Source organism: Streptomyces sp. NBC_01351 (assembly GCF_036237315.1).
Lineage (GTDB): Bacteria > Actinomycetota > Actinomycetes > Streptomycetales > Streptomycetaceae > Streptomyces.
Window position 1 is genome coordinate 4,765,391 of record NZ_CP108356.1, and the last position, 19,446, is coordinate 4,784,836.

Below are 19,446 nucleotides of genomic sequence, written 5' to 3' on the forward strand. Positions count from 1 at the left end.
ACGGGACGTCACACGCCGAGCGTGGCGCCGCCGTCCACGGTGAGGACGTGCAGGGTGATGTGGGCCGCGCGGTCGGACAGCAGGAACAGCACGGCCTCGGCGACGTCCTCGGTGCGGGCGAGCTTGCCCAGCGGGATGCCGATCTTGAAGGATTCGGGGCTGCCCGCGATGGTCTTGGCGGGGCCCTGCTCGTCCTCCCACATGGAGGCGAGCATCGCCGTGTCGGTGGACCCGGGGGCGACGACGTTGCAGCGGATGTTGTGCTTGGCGACTTCCAGGCCGAGTGACTTGGTGAGCATCGTCGCGGCGGCCTTCGAGGCCCCGTAGGCGGCCATCGAGGCACGCGGGGTGCCGGCGGCGTTCGACGCGACGGTGACGATGGCTCCGCGGCTGCGCGGAATCATCCGGTTGACGGCGGTGCGGGACAGCCGGAAGACGCCGCTGACGTTGACCTCGAAGGTCTGGAGCCAGTCCTCGTCGCTGAAGTCCTTCACCTCGCCCGTGCGCAGGATGCCCGCCGTGTTGACGAGCATGTCCAGCGGGCCGAGTTCGCGCTCGACGTCGTCGACGACGGCCTCCACCTGTGCGGTGACGGTGACGTCGGCCGGGTACGCGTGGGCGTTCAGCCCGTCGGCGGTGAGCTTCTCCACCGCCTCCTGCAGTCGGACGGCGTCGCGGTCGACGGCGGCCACTGCCGCGCCCTCCTCGGCGAGCCGGCGGGCTACGGCCAGACCGATGCCACCTGCGGCTCCCGTGACGAGGGCGACCTTGTTGTCCATGTCCCAACTCCCTGCTCGTTCAGGTCCGCCACGTCGACACCACGGCGTAGGCCTGGTGAGGATTGAGGCGCGGATCGCAGAAACTCGTGTAGTTCTCGCCGACCGCGTGGATGCGGGCCGCGTCGGTCGTGCACTCGGTGACCTCGTCCGGGGTGGTCTCCAGGTGCAGGCCGCCCGCGACGCCGCCGCGGCGGACCACGACCTCCTGGAAGCCCCGTACCTCTTCGACGACGGTGTCGACGAGCCGGGTCTTGAGACCGCCGGGGGAGGAAACGGTGTTGCCGTGCATCGGGTCGGTCAGCCAGATCACCGGGTGGCCGGCCTGGACGACGGCGTCCACGAGCGCGGGCAGCCGTTCGGCGACGAGGTCGGCGCCCATGCGGGCGATGAGGGTCAGGCGGCCGGGTTCGCGCCACGGGTCGAGGCGCCGGCACAGCTCGACGAGCTCCTCCGGGTCCATCGACGGGCCGACCTTGCAGGCCACGGGGTTGACGACGCCCGCGAGCATGTCCACGTGGGCGCCGTCGATCTGGCGGGTGCGCTCGCCGATCCAGGGGAAGTGGGTCGAGGTCAGCAGCGGGCTGCCCTCCTCGTCCCAGCGCATCATGGGCAGTTCGTAGTCGAGGAGCAGGGCCTCGTGGCTGGTCCACACCGGCGGGCAGATGCCGGAGCGGCGGGCCGGGTCGGTCCAGCCGAGGTGGGCCATGGCCTCCGCGGCGGCCTTGTAGCCGGACAGCAGTCGGTGCGGGTCGGGGATGCGCTCGGCCAGGCTCGCCTCGGGGCCGTTGACCATGTGCCCGCGGAAGACGGGCAGTTCGATCCCGTCGACGATCTCCGTCGGGCGCGAGCGGGGCTTGCCGAACTGCCCGGCGAGGCGTCCGATCCGGACCACCGGCTTGTGGGTGATCATCTTCAGGGTGCCGGCGAGCAGGTCGAGGAGAGCGGACTTGCGGGCGATGTAGCCGGCGTCGCATTCCGACGGGTCCTCGGCGCAGTCGCCCGCCTGGACGACGAACGCCTCGCCCGCCGCGACCCGGGCGAGGTGGGAACGCAGCCGGCGGACGTCTCCGGCGTTGACCAGAGCCGGACGGCGGGAAAGCTCCTCCTTCACCTTGGGCAGTTCCGGGAAATCGGCCCAGTCGGGCTGCTGGAGGGCGGACTCTGTTCTGACGGCAAGCGGGGCTGTAACCACGGGAACTCCTGGTCATGGGCAGCGGCGGGTGCAAATGGGCAGAATGGAGGGGTGGCGGAATACGGATACTCGGCTGAATTCGCGGGAGCGACCACGGTCCGCCGGGCACTCCGTCAAGTGGCCACGGGGAGAGCGCTATCCGTTCCGCTATACCTGACAAACGAGTGGGAGGAGGTTTCCCGCAGCGGCCGCCCCGATCAGAATCCGACCCATGCATGCCGCCTATATCGAACAGTTGGGACCCGCGGAGGTCATCCGTTTCGGTGAGCTCCCCGCTCCGCAGCCGGGTCCGACCGACGTCCTCGTCGCGGTCGACGTCGTCTCCGTCAACCACGTCGACACCTTCGTCCGCTCGGGCGCCTGGAGCACTCCGCTCGACTTCCCCTTCGTGATCGGCAGGGACCTCGTCGGTACGGTGCTGGCCACGGGCAGTGCCGTCCGGCACCGCTTCGCGCCCGGCGACCGGGTCTGGTGCAACAGCCTCGGCCACGACGGCCGCCAGGGCGCCGCCGCCGAACAGGCCGTGGTCCCCGCCGACCGGCTCTACCCGCTGCCCGCCGGGGTGGACCCCGAGGACGCGGTCGCCCTCGCGCACCCGGCCGTCACCGCGTACCTCGCGCTCTTCGACCAGGGCGGGATCACCGCCGGGGACACCGTGCTGGTGGCCGGCGCCGCGGGCAACGTGGGCAGCGCGCTGGTCACGATGGCCGCGCACGCGGGAGCCAGGGTGATCGCGACGTCCTCGCCGCGCGACTTCGCCTACGTACGGGGCCTGGGCGCGGCCGAGGTCATCGACTACGCCGACCCCGACGTACCGGGCCGGATCCGGGAGCTCAGCCCGGACGGGGTCGACATCCACATCGACACCTCGGGCCGCAACGACCTGGAGACGGCGGTGGACCTGCTGGCGAGCCGCGGCCGCATCGTGCTGCTCGCGGGGCTGCGCACCCGTCCGGTGCTCCCGGTGGGGCCGCTCTACCTCAAGGACTGTTCGGTGCGCGGGTTCGCCATCTCGCACGCAACCGCCGGCCGGCTGGCCGCCGCGGCCGCCCACGTCAACAAGCTGACGGCGGCCGGACTGCTCCGGCCGCGCGCCACCGAGGTGCTGCCGCTGTCGGCGGCGGCGGAGGCGCACCGCCTGCTGGACGAGGGCAAGGTGACGGGAAAGCTCGTACTTCGGGCGGGCCCCGGAACCGGCGGGAGCTGAATCGGGAATTCCGCATAAATGCCGGTGCGCCCTTGGCGCCCTTGGCGTCCATTTCCGGTTCAGTGAAATCCGGGCGGCGCCGCGGAATCATTTCCGCGGTGCCGCCTCGACGTGCCCGAATTCGGCCCGAATTGCTTCCGCGTAGAACCTGACGGACCCTGCGGAAGTCCGTTGGTCGTCGAATTCCCGGCCGATAGCGTTTTGGTCATGACGAACTCCATCATCGATTCCGTCCCGCTTTTCGAGATCCGCGCGGGCATTCCCGTCGCGGCCACCGCGCAGGAGATCTACGACGTCGTCAGCGACCTGACCCGGAGCGCCGAGTGGAGCCCGGAGTGCATGGGCGGCGAGTGGATCTCCGGTGAGCCCTCCAGCGTCGGCGCGGTCTTCCGCGGCGAGAACCTGCGCGCCGAGGACGTCGTCGGCTGGGCCCCGCTGATCCGCGGCACCTGGTACACCGAGGCCCGCGTCACGGCGGCCGAGCCGGGCCGCACCTTCCGCTGGATGATGCTGACGCACGCCCAGGAGGACCAGGAGTCCATCTGGGGCTTCGACATCGAGCCGGCCGAGCAGGGCGAGGGCTCCGTCCTCGTGCACCACTTCCGGATGGGCAAGGCGACCGCCGGCATCCACAAGATCGTCGCCGATCTGGACGAGGTCGAGCGCAAGCAGTTCATCACCGACTGGACCGAGAAGCTCGAGCAGGACCTCGACGCCACCCTCGCCCGGATCCGCGACGTCGTCGAAGGCCGCTGAGCCCTTTCCCCGCGTCTTTCCGCGCTTCCCCGCGCCTCCCCGCGCCGTCCCGGCAGGCCGGCGCCGCCCAGGTGGTCCGGCGTCGGCCGTTCGCGGCCGTCGGCCCACCACTCCCCGTACGCCACCGTAGACACTCCTGAGAGAACGAGGCCATGCTTCTCCAGCGCATAGGAAACAAGGGCATCCGGCTGGGTACGCTCTTCGACCGAGCGGCCGCCCGCACCCCCGCCGGCCTCGTGGTCCTGGACCACGACCTGGACATCGCCCCGCAGCTCGGGCGCCGCGCCACCTTCACCGAACTCGCCGACCTGGTCGACGACTTCGCCTCCCGTCTGTGGGCGGCCGGGGTACGCCCGAACCACCACGTCGTCGTCCACAAGTCCGACGGCTTCGACATCTCCCTGCTGGCCTGCGCGATCGCCCGCATCGGCGCGATCCCGGCCCTGCTCTCCCCGAAGCTGGACGGCGAGACGGTGGCGGTGCTCGTCCGCCGGATCGACCAGCCCTTCCTGATCACCGACCAGGACAAGCTGGACCACCACCTGCCGGCCGAGATCTTCGACATCACCGCCGAGGTGCTGCTGACCACGGGCTCCTACGACGGGGCCGTCGAGCTGGCCGGCCTCGCGGGCGCCACCCGCGTCCCGGCCATTCCGATGCCGCCGGACCACCCGACCCTGATCACCCACACCTCGGGCACCACCGGCGTCCCGAAGCTCGCCGTGCACACCGGCCACACCTTCGAGGCCCGCTACCGCCCCCAGGCCACCGTGTTCTCGGCCGTCGGCAAGCGCGAACCCGTCGCCGTGCACGTGTCGTTCGTGCACTCCCGGATGTTCACGGCCATGCCGATCTCGATCCTCCAGGGCCACACCCTGATCGTCCTCAAGGAAGACGACCCGGAGGCCGTCGGCGACATCTTCGCCCAGGTCCCGCCCGGCTTCATCGAGGCCCACCCCAACACCTTCCTGCGCTGGGAGGCGCTGGCCGACGACCCGCGCGGCCCCCTCGCCAACGTCAAGTACTTCAGCTCGACCTTCGACGCGATCCACCCGCGCACGGTCAGCATCCTGCTCAACGCCACGAAGCGCAGCAACCCGCTCTTCGCCCAGGCCTACGGCCAGAGCGAGGTCGGCCCCATCGCGGCCCGCACCTACACCCGCAAGGGCGGCGCGGACTTCGACGGCCGCTGCGTCGGATCGCCGTTCCCCGGCATGACCGGCGTCCGCGTCGTCAGCCGCGACGGGAACCCCGTCTCCAAGACGAACCCCGGCTTCATCGAGATCAAGTCCGACGGCCGCATCATCACCTACCTCGACGAGCACGAGCGCTGGGAGAAGCAGGTCCACGACGGCTGGTGGCGCATGGGCGACCTGGGCTACCGCACCAAGTGGGGCTGCCTGCACCTGCTCGACCGCGAGGTCGACGAGATCCCGGGCATCGGTTCCACGCTGGAGATCGAGGACAAGCTCTTCACCCGCCTCCACGAGCTGATCGAGGTCATCATCATCCCCGGCGCCGACGGCGTCCCCGTCCCCGTGGTGTGCACCCGCGACGACAAGCCCCTCGACCTGATCGCGTGGAAGTCCGCGGTCATCGGCCTGCCCAAGCTGGCGGACCCGGTCCAGTGGCGCCTCGAAGACGTTCCGCAAACCTCCACGACCAAGATCAAGCGTCTGGAGCTCGCCCGCCTGGTTGCCGCTGACATGGGAGAGACGGCATGAGCAACTCCACCATCGAGATCTGCGTCGTCGGGGCCGGTCCCCGCGGCCTGTCCGTCGTCGAGCGCCTCGCCGCCAACGAGCGCGAACGGCCCTCGCACGACTCGGTCGCCATCCACGTCGTGGACCCGTCCGCGCCCGGCGCCGGCAAGGTCTGGCGCCCCGGCCAGTCCCGCCACCTGCTGATGAACACCGTCGCCTGCCAGATCACCGTCTACACGGACGAGAGCTGCCGGATAGACGGCCCCATCGAGCCGGGCCCGACCCTCTACGAGTGGGCCAAGTCCCTCTCCGTGCTCGGTCAGTTCGGCGGCTACGACGACGGCACCCTCGCCGAGGCCGCCGCCATGGGACCGGACACCTACCCGACCCGCGCCTTCTACGGCAGCTACCTCGGCGAGTGCTTCCAGCGCGTCATCGTCGGCGCCCCCAAGCACGTCACCGTGCACGTCCACGGCTCCCGCGCCGTCGCCCTCGCCGACACCCAGGGCATCCCCGGCGGTCCGCAGGGCGTCCGGCTGGAGGACGGCACCCGCCTGAACAACCTCGACGCCATCATCCTGGCGCAGGGGCACGTCCCGGCACGCCTGACCCCGCGCGAGGCCCGCACCGCCTCCCTGGCGCGCATCCACTACCTGACGTACCTGACGCCGGGCAACCCGGCCGACGCCGACCTCGCGCAGATCAAGCCCGGCCAGTCGGTGCTGCTGCGCGGCCTGGGCCTGAACTTCTTCGACTACATGTCGCTGTTCAGCCACGGCCGCGGCGGCGTCTTCGTCCGCGACGAGAACGGCAGGCTCGCCTACCAGCCGTCCGGGCAGGAGCCCCGGCTGTACGCCTTCTCCCGGCGCGGCATCCCGTACCACGCCCGCGGCGACAACGAGAAGGGCGCGTACGGCCGTTACTTCCCCAAGCTGCTGACCCCGGACTACGTCCAGGGCCTGCGCCGGCGCGCCGAGGAAGGCGGCACGGTCACCTTCAACGCCGACCTGTGGCCCTACATCTCGCGCGAGGTGGAGAGCGTCTACTACGGCGCCCTGCTCGCCGCGGCCGGCCGGCCGCAGGAGCGCGAGGCCTTCGTCGAGTCCTACCTGGGCCTGGAGGAGGACGAGGCCCGCACCGGCCTCCTCGCCGAGTACGGCATCTCCGAGGACCAGCACTGGAGCTGGGAGAAGCTCTCCCTCCCGTACGGCGACACGCAGTTCGCCGACCGCGACGCCTTCCAGAAGTGGCTGGTGGAGTACCTCCTCGCCGACGTCACCGCCGCCCGCCAGGGCAACGTCAGCGGCCCGGTCAAGTCCGCCCTCGACGTCCTGCGCGACCTGCGCAACGAGGTCCGCCTCGCCGTCGACCACGGCGGCCTCGACGGGGACTCGCACCGCGACGACCTCGAAGGCTGGTACACCCCGCTCAACGGCTTCCTCTCCATCGGCCCGCCGGCCACCCGCATCGAGGAGATGGTCGCCCTGATCGAGGCGGGCATCCTCACCCTCACCGGACCCGGCACCCAGGTCAGGATCGACACCAACTCCCAGACCTACCTGGCCGAGTCGTCGACCGTACCGGGCACCACGATCAAGGCACAGGTCCTCATCGAGGCCCGGCTGCCCGAGCCCGACCTGCGGCGCACCGCCGACCCGCTGCTCCAGCACCTGCTGGACACCGACCAGGCCAAGCCGTACGTCATCACCGGCGGCCAGGGCGGCTACCAGACCGGCGGCCTCGCCGTCACCGAGCGCCCCTACCGGCTCATCGACGCCCGCGGCACCGCCCACCCGCGCCGCTTCGCCTACGGGGTGCCCACCGAGTCCGTGCACTGGGTGACCGCCGCCGGCATCCGGCCCGGCGTGGACTCGGTGACGCTCGGGGACTCCGACGCCATCGCCCGCGCCATCCTGGCCCTGCCGCCCGTCGCGCACGCGCCGGCCGGTATCCACGCCGTGACCGACGACACGGCGGAGGGCGTCCTGCCCGGCGTGATCGTATGACCGAGGAGGACCTCCTCACCGACTCCGGCCTGCTCTCCCCCGTGCGGGCCGGTACCCCGGCCGAGGCGGCCGTCGGCGACCGGGCGTGGCTCCAGGCCATGCTCGACGCCGAGGCCGCCCTGGCCAGGGCCCAGGCGGGCCTCGGCACCCTGCCGAAGACCGCCGCGGACACCATCACCGCCGCCGCCCGGGCCGAGAACTTCGACCTGCGCGGGCTCGCGCTCGCCGCCCGGGAGACCGCCAACCCGGTCGTCGGCCTGGTCCAGGCGCTCACGGCGGTGGTCCGCGAGCGGAACCCCGAAGCGGCGGACTACGTCCACCGGGGCTCCACCAGCCAGGACATCTTCGACACCGGCGCCATGCTGGTGGCCGCCAGGGCCCTGCGCCTGGTCCGGGCCGATCTGGCCCGGACCGCGCAGGCCCTGGCGGGCCTCGCGGCCACCCACCGCGACACCCTGATGGCCGGGCGCACCCTGGCCCTGCACGCCGTGCCCACCACCTTCGGGCTCAAGGCAGCCGGCTGGCACCGGCTCGTCCTCGACGCCGACGCACGCCTCGCCCGGGTCCTGGACGAGGGCCTGCCGGTCTCGCTCGGCGGGGCCGCGGGCACCCTCGCCGGCTACCTGGAGTACGCCGACATCGACCGCCCCGACGTGGCGGCCGACGCCGGATCCCCCTACCTCGACCGGCTCGTCGACGCCTTCGCCGCCGAGACCGGGCTCGCCCGCCCCGTACTGCCCTGGCACGCGCTGCGCACCCCGCTCGCCGACCTCGCCGCCGCACTGGCCTTCACCGCCGGAGCCCTCGGCAAGATCGCGGTCGACGTGCAGTCGCTGACCCGGACCGAGGTGGGCGAGGTCGCCGAGCCCGCCGCCGCCGGGCGCGGCAGCTCCTCCGCCATGCCGCACAAACGCAACCCGGTGCTCGCCACGCTGATCCGCGCGGCGGCCCTCCAAGTCCCGGTGATCGCCGCCGGTCTGACGCAGTGCCTGGTCACGGAGGACGAGCGGTCCGCAGGCGTCTGGCACGCCGAGTGGCAGCTGCTGCGCGAGTGCCTGCGCCTGACCGGAGGCGCCACCCACACGGCCGTGGAACTCGCCGGGGGCCTGGAGGTCCGGGCCGCCCGGATGCGCGAGAACCTCGACCTCACCGGAGGCCAGGTCGTCTCCGAACGGATCGCCGCACGCCTCGCCCCGAGCCTGGGCAAGGCCGCCGCGAAGCAGCTCCTGACCGAGGCATCGGCGATCGCCGCCGAAAGCGGGCGGCCCCTGAGCGCCGTGCTCACAGCGATGCCCCGCACCGCGCACGGACTCTCCGCCGCCGCCGTCGCGCGGCTCTGCGACCCGGCCCTGTACAGCGGGGGCGCGGGCGCACTCGTCGACCGCGCGCTGGCCGACGCCGACCAAGTGCTGTGACCGGAAAGGTCCACCGGGTCGCGGCGCTCCCCCAGCTACCGCTGGGAGGTGCCCCCAGGCACGGCACCTCGCCGCGTTGTCGGACCACGGAAGTACGTCCAGTACGAGCCGTGGCCCTCCGCCTTGCGATGCTTCCCCCCGGCCCTGCGGGCCTGGGGAGACCCCATGCACCGGACACCGCGACCCGGCAAACCTTTCCGGCCACAGCACTTGAGACCCCTTCGAATTCCTGACCGGGATCCCACACAAGGAGGAACCGATGAATGCCGCGAGATCCGCCAAGGGCCGCTGGATCGAGGACTGGGACGCCGAGGACGAGCAGTACTGGGAGCGCGGCGGCAAGCGCATCGCCCGCCGCAACCTCTACCTGTCCGTGGCCTCCGAACACATCGGCTTCTCCATCTGGAGCATGTGGTCGGTCCTGGTGCTCTTCATGACGCCCGAGATCGGCCTGGGATTCGCGCCGGACGAGAAGTTCCTCCTCGTCGTCACCCCCACCCTGGTCGGCGCCCTCCTGCGACCCTCGTACAGCTACGCCGTCACCCGGTTCGGCGGCCGCAACTGGACCGTCTTCGCCTCGGCGATCCTGCTGGTGCCGACCGTGCTCACCGTTGTCTTCATCCAGCGCCCCGGCACCCCCCTGTGGGTGTTCCTGGTGATCAGCGCCCTCGGCGGGGTCGGCGGAGGCAATTTCGCCTCCTCGATGACCAACATCACCAGCTTCTTCCCCCGGCGCCACCAGGGCTGGGCCCTGGGCCTGAACGCCGGCGGCGGCAACCTCGGCGTCGCCGCCGTCCAGCTGCTCGGCCTGCTCGTCATCTCCACCGTCGGTGACACCCACCCGGCGTACATCGCGGCCTTCTACCTCCCGCTCATCGCGCTCGTCTCCGTGCTGTGCGCCGTGAAGATGGACAACATCGCCGCCGTACGGACCGACCCGGGCGCCCAGCGCGAGGCGCTCGCCCAGCGCGACACCTGGCTGATCTCCCTCCTCTACATCGGCACCTTCGGCTCCTTCATCGGCTACGGGTTCGCCTTCGGCCTGGTCCTGCAGACCCAGTTCGGCGCCACCCCGCTGGAAGCGGCCTCGTACACCTTCCTCGGTCCGCTGCTCGGCTCCTTCGCCCGCCCGCTGGGCGGCTGGCTCGCCGACCGGTTCGGCGGCGCCCTGATCACCCTCCTCACCTTCGCCGGCATGGCGGCCGGCACCGGGGTCCTGCTCCTCGCCGCGGAACAGCGCTCGCTGCCGGTGTTCATCGGCGGCTTCACCGTCCTGTTCGTGCTCAGCGGCATCGGCAACGGCTCCACCTACAAGCTGATCCCCGCCGCCTTCACCCACCAGGCCGAGACCCGCATCGTGGCCGGCCACGACGCCACCCGGGCCTTCGCCGCCGCCCGCCGCCTCTCCGGCGCCGCCATCGGCATCTCCGGTGCGGTCGGCGCCCTCGGCGGAGTCGCCATCAACCTCGCCTTCCGCAGCGCCTACGGCGGCGGCGCGGGCAGCGGCACCCCCGCCTTCCTGTCCTTCATCGGCTACTACGCGCTCTGCGGGGCCGTCACCTGGGCCGTGTACCTGCGCCGCGAGCGCGCTGCCGCCCCGATCGCCGTACCCGCCACTGCAGTTGCCGACGACCACCGCTCGACGGAGAGAATCCATGCCTGACCCGACGCCGCCGGCCGGCGCCCCGCACGCGCCGGCCGGCGCCGGGCCGGTACCGGCCGACGCCGGGCAGGTACGGACCCACTGCCCGTACTGCGCCCTGCAATGCGGCACGCTGCTCACCGCCGGCGACCCCGAAGGCCGGGCCGACGGGGCCTCCGTCCGGCCCGACCCGGACTTCCCCGTGAACGGCGGCGGCCTGTGCCAGAAGGGCTGGACCGCCCCCGCCCTGCTGACCACCCCCGACCGGATCCGCACCCCCCTGGTCCGCGACGCGTCCGGCACCCTGCGCCCCACCGACTGGGACACCGCCCTGGACACGGTGGCGGCCTCCCTGGCCCGGCTGCGCGCCGAGCACGGCCCCGACGCCGTGGGAGTCTTCGGCGGAGGCGGACTGACCAACGAAAAGGCCTACCTGCTCGGCAAGTTCGCCCGCCTCGCCCTCGGCACCAGCCAGATCGACTACAACGGCCGCTTCTGCATGTCCTCCGCGGCCGCCGCCGGAAACGCCGCCTTCGGACTGGACCGCGGACTGCCGTTCCCCGTCACCGACCTCGGATCCGCCGACACCGTCCTGCTCGCCGGGGCCAACCCCGCCGAGACGATGCCCCCGCTGATGCGGCACCTCACCGCCGCCCGGCTCATCGTCATCGACCCGCGCCGCACCCCCACCGCCGAGCGCGCCGCCCTCCACCTCCAGCCGCGCCCCGGCACCGATCTGGCCCTCGCCCTCGGCCTGTTCCACATCCTCGTCGTCGACGGCCACGCCGACCGGGACTACGTCGACCGGCGCACCACGGGCTTCGACGCCGCGTGGAAGCGCGCCGCCTCCTGGTGGCCCGAGCGCGTCGAGAAGGTCACCGGCGTCCCCGTCAGCGACCAGCGCGAGGCCGTCCGGATGCTCGCCGCCGCCGACCGCGCGTACGTCCTCACGGGCCGGGGCGCCGAGCAGCACAGCAAGGGCACCGACACCGTCGCCGCCTTCATCAACCTGGCCCTCGCCCTGGGCCTGCCCGGCCGCGAGGGCAGCGGCTACGGCTGCCTCACCGGCCAGGGCAACGGCCAGGGCGGCCGCGAGCACGGCCAGAAGGCCGACCAGCTGCCCGGCTACCGGATGATCACCGATCCGGCGGCCCGCGCGCACGTCGCGGACGTCTGGGGCGTCGATCCGGACACCCTGCCCGGCCCGGGCCGCAGCGCCTACGAACTCCTCGACGCCCTCGGCACCGAGGGCGGCCCGCGCGCCCTGCTCGTCTTCGGCGCGAACCCCGTGGTCTCCGCCCCGCGCGCCGCCCACATCGGCAAGCGTTTGGAGAGCCTGGACCTGCTCGTCGTCGCCGACTTCGTGCCCTCCGAGACCGCCCGCATGGCCGACGTGGTGCTCCCCGTCACCCAGTGGGCCGAGGAGGAGGGCACCCTCACCAACCTCGAAGGCCGCGTGCTGCGCCGGCGCCGGCTGCTCTCCCCGCCCCCCGGGGCCCGCTCCGACCTCGCCGTCCTGCAGGGCCTCGCCACCCGGCTGGGCGACCTCCCCGAGCGCTACCCGACCGAACCCCGCGCCGTGTTCGAGGAGTTGCGCCGCGCCTCGCGGGGCGGCCCCGCCGACTACTCCGGGATCAGCTACGAACGCCTCGACGCGGGGGAGGCTCTGCACTGGCCCTGCCCGCAGGCCTCCGACGCGGCCGGGGACCACCCCGGCACCCCCCGGTTGTTCCTCGACCGCTTCGCCCACCCCGACGGCCGCGCCCGCTTCGCCGACGTGGAACACCGCCCGCCCGCCGAGGAGGTGCACTCCGGGCATCCGCTGTACGCCACCACCGGCCGGGTCCTCGCCCAGTACCAGTCCGGGGCGCAGACCCGCCGGGTGCCCCAGCTGATCGCCGCCGCCCCCGAGGCGCACGTCGAGGTCCACCCCGACACCGCCGCCCGGGCCGGCCTCACCGACGGCGGCCACGCCCGGGTCAGTTCGGCACGCGGCTCCACCCTCGCCCGGGTGCGGCTCGACCCGACCCTGCGCACCGACACCGTGTTCCTGCCGTTCCACTTCCCGGGCGCCGGGCGGGCCAACCTGCTCACCAATGACGCCCTCGACCCGCGGAGCCGGATGCCCGAGTTCAAGGTGTGCGCGGTCCGCATCGAACCCGCCGAACCGGAGTCCCCGGAGGCCGGCGGGAACGAAGCCGACGAGGACACCGAGACCGAGCCGCCCAGGCCCCTGCCCGCGCGGCCCGTGCCCGTGCCCGCGCCCGTGTCGGCCGCGCCGCCCGTACCGCGCGTGCCCGCGGTGCCCGCGCCGGCCACGGCCCCCGTGCTCGTGCTGCCCGCGCCGTCCGTGCCGGTCGCGTCCGGGCCGGCCGAAGCCCCGTCCGCCGCACTCCTCCAGGACGCCCGCCCATGACTGAGACTCCGCCCGCCGCCGCCCCCCTCCTCGTCGTCGGCAACGGACCGGCCGCCCACCAACTCCTGGACCGGCTGCGCCACTTCGGCTGCGACGGTCCCGTCACCGTGCTCGGCGCCGAGGATGTACCCGCCTACCACCGGGCACTGCTCACTTCCGCCCTCGACGGCAGCCTCCCGCCGGAGGCCATGGAGCTCCCGCCGCCGCCCGGCGACACCACGATCCACACCGGGGCGTGCGCCGTCCGCATCGACCGCGCCCGCCGCCTGGTGCACACCGCCGACGGCCGCGCCTTCCCGTACGCCCGGCTGGTCCTGGCCACCGGAGCCACCCCGCTGCTGCCCGCCCTGCCCGGCCTGCGCACTCCCGACGGCGCCCCAGCCGGCGCTTCCGACGGCATCCCAGCCGGGGCCTCCGGCGGTGCCCCGGACGGGGCCTCCGGCGGCACCCCAGCCGATGTCTCCGGCGGCGCCTCCGCCGGCGTCTCCGATGGCGCCCTCGCCGCCGGTGTCGCCGTCCTGCGCACCCTCGCCGACTGCGCCCGGCTCACCGCCGTGGCCGCCCGCACCCCCGTGACTATCCTCGGCGCCGGGTCCCTGGGTGTCGAAGCGGCCTTCGCGCTGGCCCTCCACGGCCGGCCGGTCACCCTCGTCCACCCCGGCCCCTGGCCCGTAGACCACCTCCTGGACAAGGCCGCCGGCGCCATCGTCGCCGGCCGGCTCGCCGCGGCCGGGGTCGAGGTCGTCACCGGCACGCCCGCGGCCTCGTACACCCCCGGCACCCCCGGCACCCCCGGCACCCCCGGCACCCCCGGCACCCCCGGCACCCCCGGCACCCCCGGCACCCCCGGCACCCCCGGCACCCCCGGCACGCCGGGCACGCCGGGCACCCTGACCCTGGCCGACGGCCGCACCCTGCCCGCCGGCACCCTGCTGCTGTGCACCGGCGTGCTGCCCGAGACCGGGCTGGCCCGCGCCGCCGGGCTGAGCGTGCGCACCGGCATCGTCGTCGACGACCGCCTGCGCACCGACGATCCGCTGATCCACGCCATCGGCGACTGCGCCGAGCACCGCGGCAACCGGGGCGGCTCCCTGGCCTCCGGCTGGGCCCAGGCCGAGGCGCTCGCCCGCCACCTGACCACCGGCGCCCGCGGCGTGGCCGCCGCCCGCCGCGTGCTGCGCCCCCGCATCGCGGGCCCAGGCCTCGTCGTCCTGGGCATGCCCGGCAGCGCCCCCGCCGACGAGACGATCACCCTCGACGACCCGGCGAACGGCCGCTACGCCCGCCTGGAACTCACCGGCGAGCGCATCGCAGCGGGGGTCCTCCTCGGCTTCGACCGGGCCATCGCCACCACGACCGAGCTGTACGTGCACGACCTGCCCGTCCCGCGCGACCGGCTGAGCCTGCTCCTGGGCCGGGCTCCGCGCGTCGCGCGCAAGGGCTCCGCGGAGCTCTGCCCCGAGACGGTCGTGTGCCTGTGCAACAACGTCACCCACCAGGACCTCACCGACGCATGGCACGCCGGGGCCCGCGAGGTCGCCGACCTCGCCGCCGCCACCCGCGCCACCACCGGCTGCGGTGGCTGCACCCGCCAGGTGGAGTCGATCTGCACCGCCCTGGCCTCCACCAAGGCTGCCGCGACCGGCAGTTGAACCGGCGCGGTGGCCCTCTTCCAGTAAAGGACACCGCATGACCACCCGCACCCTCGTCGTCATCGGGCACGGTATGACCGGCCACCGCCTCGTGGAGGAGCTCCGCTCCCGCGACCGGGACGGAACCTGGCGGGTGGTGGTCCTCGGGGAGGAGAGACACCCCGCCTACGACCGGGTGAAGCTCAGCTCCGCCCTCGACGGCACGACCCCGGCCGAGCTGAGCCTCGTACGGCCGGCCCTGTTCGACGACGCCCTGGTGGAGCTCCGGCTCTCCACCAGGGCCGTCGGCGTTGACCGCGAAGCCCGCACCGTCACCCTGGCGGACGGCGGCCACCTCGCCTACGACGCCCTCGTGCTCGCCACCGGATCGGTCCCCTTCGTCCCGCCGGTGCCCGGCCGCGACCTGCCCGGGGCCTGCGTCTACCGCACCCTCGACGACCTCGACGCCATCCGTGAGGCCGCCGCCCGCACCACCACCGGGGTGGTGATCGGCGGCGGCCTCCTCGGGCTGGAGGCCGCCAACGGCCTGCGGCTGCTGGGGCTGACCCCGCACGTCGTGGAGATGGCACCGCGGCTGATGCCCGTCCAGGTCGACGAGGGCGGCGGCCGGGTGCTCGACCGGCTCGTGGGCCGGCTCGGCGTCACCACCCACCTCGGCGCCCGGACCAGCCACATCGAGGCGGGCCCCGACGGGAACGTGGCCCGCCTGGTCTTCGCGGACGGTACGTCGATCGAGACCGGCCTGGTCGTCTTCTCCGCCGGCGTACGCCCCCAGGACTCCCTGGCCGGCCCGGCCGGTCTGCCGCGCGGTGAGCGCGGCGGCTTCCTCGTCGACGACCACTGCCGTACGGAGGACCCGCACATCTGGGCCATCGGCGAGTGCGCGGCCGTCGAGGGACGCTGCTACGGCCTGGTCGCCCCCGGCTACCGGATGGCCGAGGCGGTCGCGGGGCAGCTGCTCGGCGACGGTCCGACCCGCTTCCCCGGCGCCGACATGTCCACGAAGCTCAAGCTGATGGGTGTGGACGTCGCCTCCTTCGGCGACGCCCACGCGCAGACCCCGGGCGCGCTGTCCTTCGTACGGGAATCCGCGGGCGGCGACGTGTACGCCAAGCTCGTCCTCGACTCCGAGGGCGAGTGCCTGCTCGGCGGGATCCTGGCCGGCGACGCGGCGGCGTACCCCCGGCTGCGCTCCCTGCTGGGCAGCGAACTCCCCGACTCCGCCGAGGCCTTGCTCGCCGACGCGTAATACGCGGCCGTACGGCGCAACGGCGAGAGCCCCCACCCTCTCGGGTGGGGGCTCTCGCCGTTCGTGTGGCGCGGGGCGCCGGGGTACCGGGGGTGCCGGATCAGACTCCGGCGGTCTCCGGCTGACGCTCGGCGGCCGGCGCCGCCTGCGCCTGCTGCTCGGGCTTCTTCAGGCCCAGGGCGATCAGTGCGACGATCGCGATGCCGACGGCGGCGATGAAGACCGCCGTGCGCAGACCGTCGGTGGTGGCGGCGCTCAGGGCCTCACCGGTCTGGCCCTCCAGGCCGGAGTTGGCGATGGCGACGAGGACGGCGAGGCCGACGGCGCCGCCGATCTGCTGGGTGGTGGAGGCGACACCGGAGGCGATGCCCTGGTCCTCGGGGGCGACGCCGATCGCGGCGGCACCGAACATCAGGGTGTAGCCGGCGCCCTGGCCCAGGCCCATGACGATCATGCCGGGGACGAGGATCCAGTACGAGGCGTCGGTCGCCATGGTGAAGCCGAGGATGGCGGTGCCGATGACACCGATGACCATCGCGGCGATCATGATGGCGCGGATGCCGTGCTTGGTGGCGAGGCCGCCGGCGGTCTGGGCGCCGATGGCGATGGCGACCATCGGGACGAGGAAGGCGAGACCGGTCTCCAGCGGGCTGTAGCCGTGGACGCCTTGGAAGTAGACCGTGAGGAAGTACAGCAGGGTGCCGAAGCTGGCCATGTAGAAGAAGGTCACGCCGACGGCGGTGGTGAGGTTGCGGTTGCCGAAGAGGGACAGCGGCAGCAGCGGGTCGGCGGAGTTCTTCTCGATGACGAAGAACGCGACGAGCAGGACGACGCCGAGGGCGAGCGCGCCGAGGACGACCGGGGCGGTCCAGCCGGACTCCGGGCCCTGGACCAGGGCGAAGACGATCGCGGTGATTCCGACGGTGGACGTCAGCGCGCCCAGCAGGTCGAAGCTGCGGCCGCTCTTGCCGGTGGTGTCGGGCTTGATCAGCGGGAAGGCGAGGAACATCGCGATGCCGGCGAGCGGCACGTTGACGTAGAAGACGGACTCCCAGCCGAAGGACTCGGTGAGCACGCCGCCGAGCAGCGAGCCGACGATCATGCCGCTACCGCCCGCGGTGCCCCAGACGGCGAAGGCGCGGTTGCGCTCCTTGCCCTCCGCGAAGCTCGTCGAGACCAGGGTGAGGGTGGCCGGGAAGAGGAAGGCGCCGCCGATGCCCTGGATGGCGCGGGCGGCGATCAGCACCTCGGGGGAGCCGGCGAGGCCGCCGAGCAGGGAGGAACCGGCGTAGAGGGCGAGTCCGAGGACGAACATCCGGCGCGGGCCGAAGAGGTCGCAGGCGCGGCCGCCGAGGAGCAGGAACCCGCCGAAGGCGACGGCGTAGGCGCTGACGACCCACTGGAGGGTCTGGGCGGAGAAGCCGAGGCCACTGCCGATGTCGGGCAGGGCCACGTAGACGATGTTGTAGTCGATGGAGATGATCAGCTGGGCGAAGGCCAGCAGGGCCAGGGTGAGGCCGAGGCGCTTGCGCCGGCCTTCCGTGTTGGTGGACATGGCAGTACGGCTCCCGTGTCGGGGTCGGGGGTTGGGCGTTCGGGTGGTGCGGGGGTTTCGCTTCAGGGGGTCTGTGTGGCGCGGCGGGCCGGGTGTCAGGAGGCCAGGCCGTGCGTCACCTGGTCGGCCAGCCGGCGGGCCAGCTCCAGGCGCTTGATCTTGGCGGTGGCGGTGCGCGGCAGCTCGCCCAGCTTCATCTGGATGGGGTCGGCCATGTCCGACTGGTCGGCGATGGCGCGGCTCCAGCGGGCGAGGTCCAGCGGCGCGTCGTCCTTGGTGCAGACGACCGGCACCGGCTCCTGGGCGGGGCCCGGGACGATGACGAGTTCGGTGAGCTCCGGGAGCCGGTGCAGGACCGTGTCCTCGACCTCGAGCGTCGAGTGGATGGTCGGGATCTGGTCGACCTCGCGGTCGAGCAGGTGCAGGCAGCCCCACTTCGTGCGGTAGCCGACGTCGCCGCCGCGCCACCACTCGCCGTCGACCTGCTTGTCGAAGCGCTCGCCCTCGCCGTAGTAGGTCAGGGCGCGGCCCGCGGTCGCCACGTCGATGTAGCCGGGGTTCTCGCGGGAGGGCTTCTTGCCGTTGCGGGCGACCAGGCGGTACTTGGTGATGCCCGGGGTCGGGTAGCCCTGGCAGCGGCCGTCGGCCTTCATGACGGTCTTGCGGGTGTACGGGCGGGCCACCAGCGGGCCGCACTCGCTCTGGCCGTAGACCTGGAGGAAGACCGGGTTCGTACGCTCCGAGGCGCGCAGGAACTTGTCCATCGTGCCGGGGTGGATGGCGTCGAAGGTGCTGTTGTAGAAGCGGACGGTCTTGAACGGCTTGCGGGGGTCGTCCAGGATCGATTCGCATTCCAGGAACGAGTTCGGGTGCGTCTCGAAGACGCCGGGACGGTACTTGACCATCGCGTCGGCGACCTTGCCGGGCTCGGCGTCGTCCAGGAACACCATCGGCTTGTTGCGCAGCATCATCGCGGCGATGCCGGGGTACATGCGCGAGTGCACGTACGAGACGTGCATCAGGATCGGCTCGCGCCGGCGCAGCATGCTGACGACCTTGTCCTGCCAGCGGTAGCGCGATCCGATGGAGCGGGCCGAGTGCACCACGAGCTTCGGGATACCGGTGGTGCCCGAGGTGTGCGTCATGATCGCGTGCGAGTCGGGGTGCAGCGTCACGGGCGTGCGCTCGGGCGCGCCGGCCAGGTCGGCGAGGGTGATGGCGCCCTCGACCGGCTCGGTGACGGAGATGACCCGGGCGGTGAGCTCGGAGAGCGGCGAGGAAGCCAGCGAACCGGTCAGCTTGGCCGCGTCCGTCAGGAGGGTGGGGGAGGGCAGCCGCTGCAGCAGCGCGGTGATGGTCTCCCCGTCGAGGTGCGCGGAGAGCATCACCGGGACGGCACCGATGCGGGACGCGGCGCAGGCGAGCAGGGTGATGTCGAAGTTGTTGGTTTTGTGGATGACGACGTGGTCGCTGGGCCGGACACCGGTGGCCCAGAGACGATTCGCCATCTCGGCTATCAGGTCGGCGAACGTGGCGACCGTCAGGACCTGGCCGACCTCGGGGAGGGCGTCCATGGTGCGGTCGAGCGTGATGGTGTTGGCGCCGAACTGGGCGGCAGCCTCCTCGGCGACGAGGCCGAGATAGAGCGGCGTCTTGTTCTTCGGTATCCGGAGCATGAGTTCAAGTTCGCATCGGAGTTCCGCAGGCCCAATAGCAGACGATTGACTGTGTCAGATCGATGAAATCAGGTCACCGATCGTGGCGAAAAGGGACGGGGTGCACGGGGAAAAGCCCGTAGCGGATAATTCCGCTACGGGCTTCTCCTGCTTCCCGGCCGGCGGGAAGGGGTGTGGCGTGTGGCGTGAGATGTGTCC

Annotated in this window: 13 protein-coding genes; 9 read left to right on the forward strand and 4 right to left on the reverse strand. The window is 72.8% G+C overall.

From position 1 onward, the window contains the following. Window positions 1–8 precede the first annotated feature (8 nt). The gene (locus OG625_RS22055; RefSeq protein ID WP_329383803.1) at window positions 9–779 is read right to left on the reverse strand and encodes a 2,3-dihydro-2,3-dihydroxybenzoate dehydrogenase; all 771 of its coding nucleotides are present in this window, start codon (window positions 777–779) and stop codon (window positions 9–11) included. A gap of 19 nt (window positions 780–798) precedes the next feature. Beyond that, window positions 799–1,971 carry a 3-deoxy-7-phosphoheptulonate synthase gene (locus OG625_RS22060; protein ID WP_329383806.1) on the reverse strand — a complete coding sequence of 391 codons (1,173 nt, stop codon included), beginning with the start codon at window positions 1,969–1,971 and terminating at the stop codon, window positions 799–801. A 211-nt stretch (window positions 1,972–2,182) separates the two neighbouring features. Between OG625_RS22060 and OG625_RS22065 the strand changes: the two genes are divergently transcribed. From OG625_RS22065 to OG625_RS22105, 9 genes are all read left to right on the forward strand, one after another. Then, entirely contained in the window at window positions 2,183–3,178 is a 996-nt protein-coding gene (locus OG625_RS22065; RefSeq protein ID WP_329383809.1) for an NADPH:quinone reductase, read from the forward strand. A gap of 207 nt (window positions 3,179–3,385) precedes the next feature. Then, window positions 3,386–3,934, forward strand: a complete 549-nt coding sequence (locus tag OG625_RS22070; RefSeq protein ID WP_329383812.1) for an SRPBCC family protein — start codon at window positions 3,386–3,388, stop codon at window positions 3,932–3,934. A gap of 152 nt (window positions 3,935–4,086) precedes the next feature. Next, window positions 4,087–5,658, forward strand: a complete 1,572-nt coding sequence (locus tag OG625_RS22075; RefSeq protein WP_329383815.1) for a class I adenylate-forming enzyme family protein — start codon at window positions 4,087–4,089, stop codon at window positions 5,656–5,658. Further along, on the forward strand, window positions 5,655–7,643 hold the full coding sequence (locus tag OG625_RS22080) for an FAD/NAD(P)-binding protein (protein WP_329383818.1): 1,989 nt from the start codon (window positions 5,655–5,657) through the stop codon (window positions 7,641–7,643). Before OG625_RS22075 ends, OG625_RS22080 begins: the two co-directional genes overlap by 4 nt. Further along, window positions 7,640–9,058 carry a 3-carboxy-cis,cis-muconate cycloisomerase gene (gene pcaB, locus OG625_RS22085; RefSeq protein WP_329383821.1) on the forward strand — a complete coding sequence of 473 codons (1,419 nt, stop codon included), beginning with the start codon at window positions 7,640–7,642 and terminating at the stop codon, window positions 9,056–9,058. The genes OG625_RS22080 and pcaB overlap by 4 nt, the downstream gene beginning before the upstream one ends. Window positions 9,059–9,317: 259 nt before the next feature. Continuing rightward, complete coding sequence (locus OG625_RS22090; protein ID WP_329383824.1) at window positions 9,318–10,721, forward strand: nitrate/nitrite transporter; 1,404 nt, start codon at window positions 9,318–9,320, stop codon at window positions 10,719–10,721. After that, the gene (locus tag OG625_RS22095) at window positions 10,714–13,116 is read left to right on the forward strand and encodes a molybdopterin oxidoreductase family protein (protein ID WP_329383828.1); all 2,403 of its coding nucleotides are present in this window, start codon (window positions 10,714–10,716) and stop codon (window positions 13,114–13,116) included. The genes OG625_RS22090 and OG625_RS22095 overlap by 8 nt, the downstream gene beginning before the upstream one ends. Further along, the gene (locus tag OG625_RS22100; protein WP_329383830.1) at window positions 13,113–14,768 is read left to right on the forward strand and encodes an FAD-dependent oxidoreductase; all 1,656 of its coding nucleotides are present in this window, start codon (window positions 13,113–13,115) and stop codon (window positions 14,766–14,768) included. The genes OG625_RS22095 and OG625_RS22100 overlap by 4 nt, the downstream gene beginning before the upstream one ends. A 37-nt stretch (window positions 14,769–14,805) precedes the next feature. Then, window positions 14,806–16,017 (forward strand): NAD(P)/FAD-dependent oxidoreductase, encoded by a 1,212-nt coding sequence (locus tag OG625_RS22105; RefSeq protein ID WP_329383833.1) that lies wholly within the window; start codon window positions 14,806–14,808, stop codon window positions 16,015–16,017. A gap of 100 nt (window positions 16,018–16,117) precedes the next feature. Here OG625_RS22105 and OG625_RS22110 read toward each other — a convergent pair whose 3' ends face one another. Both OG625_RS22110 and OG625_RS22115 read right to left on the reverse strand, forming a co-directional pair. Further along, window positions 16,118–17,572, reverse strand: a complete 1,455-nt coding sequence (locus OG625_RS22110; RefSeq protein ID WP_329383835.1) for an MFS transporter — start codon at window positions 17,570–17,572, stop codon at window positions 16,118–16,120. A gap of 95 nt (window positions 17,573–17,667) precedes the next feature. Then, window positions 17,668–19,248 carry a class I adenylate-forming enzyme family protein gene (locus tag OG625_RS22115; protein WP_329383838.1) on the reverse strand — a complete coding sequence of 527 codons (1,581 nt, stop codon included), beginning with the start codon at window positions 19,246–19,248 and terminating at the stop codon, window positions 17,668–17,670. Window positions 19,249–19,446: the final 198 nt, after the last annotated feature.

Coding starts and splice junctions, on each gene's coding strand:
- OG625_RS22105 (WP_329383833.1), top strand. CDS start 14,806: ATGACCACCCGCACCCTCGTCGTCATCGGGCACGGTATGACCGGCCAC.
- OG625_RS22090 (WP_329383824.1), top strand. CDS start 9,318: ATGAATGCCGCGAGATCCGCCAAGGGCCGCTGGATCGAGGACTGGGAC.
- pcaB (WP_329383821.1), top strand. CDS start 7,640: ATGACCGAGGAGGACCTCCTCACCGACTCCGGCCTGCTCTCCCCCGTG.
- OG625_RS22100 (WP_329383830.1), top strand. CDS start 13,113: ATGACTGAGACTCCGCCCGCCGCCGCCCCCCTCCTCGTCGTCGGCAAC.
- OG625_RS22095 (WP_329383828.1), top strand. CDS start 10,714: ATGCCTGACCCGACGCCGCCGGCCGGCGCCCCGCACGCGCCGGCCGGC.
- OG625_RS22075 (WP_329383815.1), top strand. CDS start 4,087: ATGCTTCTCCAGCGCATAGGAAACAAGGGCATCCGGCTGGGTACGCTC.
- OG625_RS22065 (WP_329383809.1), top strand. CDS start 2,183: ATGCATGCCGCCTATATCGAACAGTTGGGACCCGCGGAGGTCATCCGT.
- OG625_RS22070 (WP_329383812.1), top strand. CDS start 3,386: ATGACGAACTCCATCATCGATTCCGTCCCGCTTTTCGAGATCCGCGCG.
- OG625_RS22110 (WP_329383835.1), bottom strand. CDS start 17,572: ATGTCCACCAACACGGAAGGCCGGCGCAAGCGCCTCGGCCTCACCCTG.
- OG625_RS22055 (WP_329383803.1), bottom strand. CDS start 779: ATGGACAACAAGGTCGCCCTCGTCACGGGAGCCGCAGGTGGCATCGGT.
- OG625_RS22080 (WP_329383818.1), top strand. CDS start 5,655: ATGAGCAACTCCACCATCGAGATCTGCGTCGTCGGGGCCGGTCCCCGC.
- OG625_RS22115 (WP_329383838.1), bottom strand. CDS start 19,248: ATGCTCCGGATACCGAAGAACAAGACGCCGCTCTATCTCGGCCTCGTC.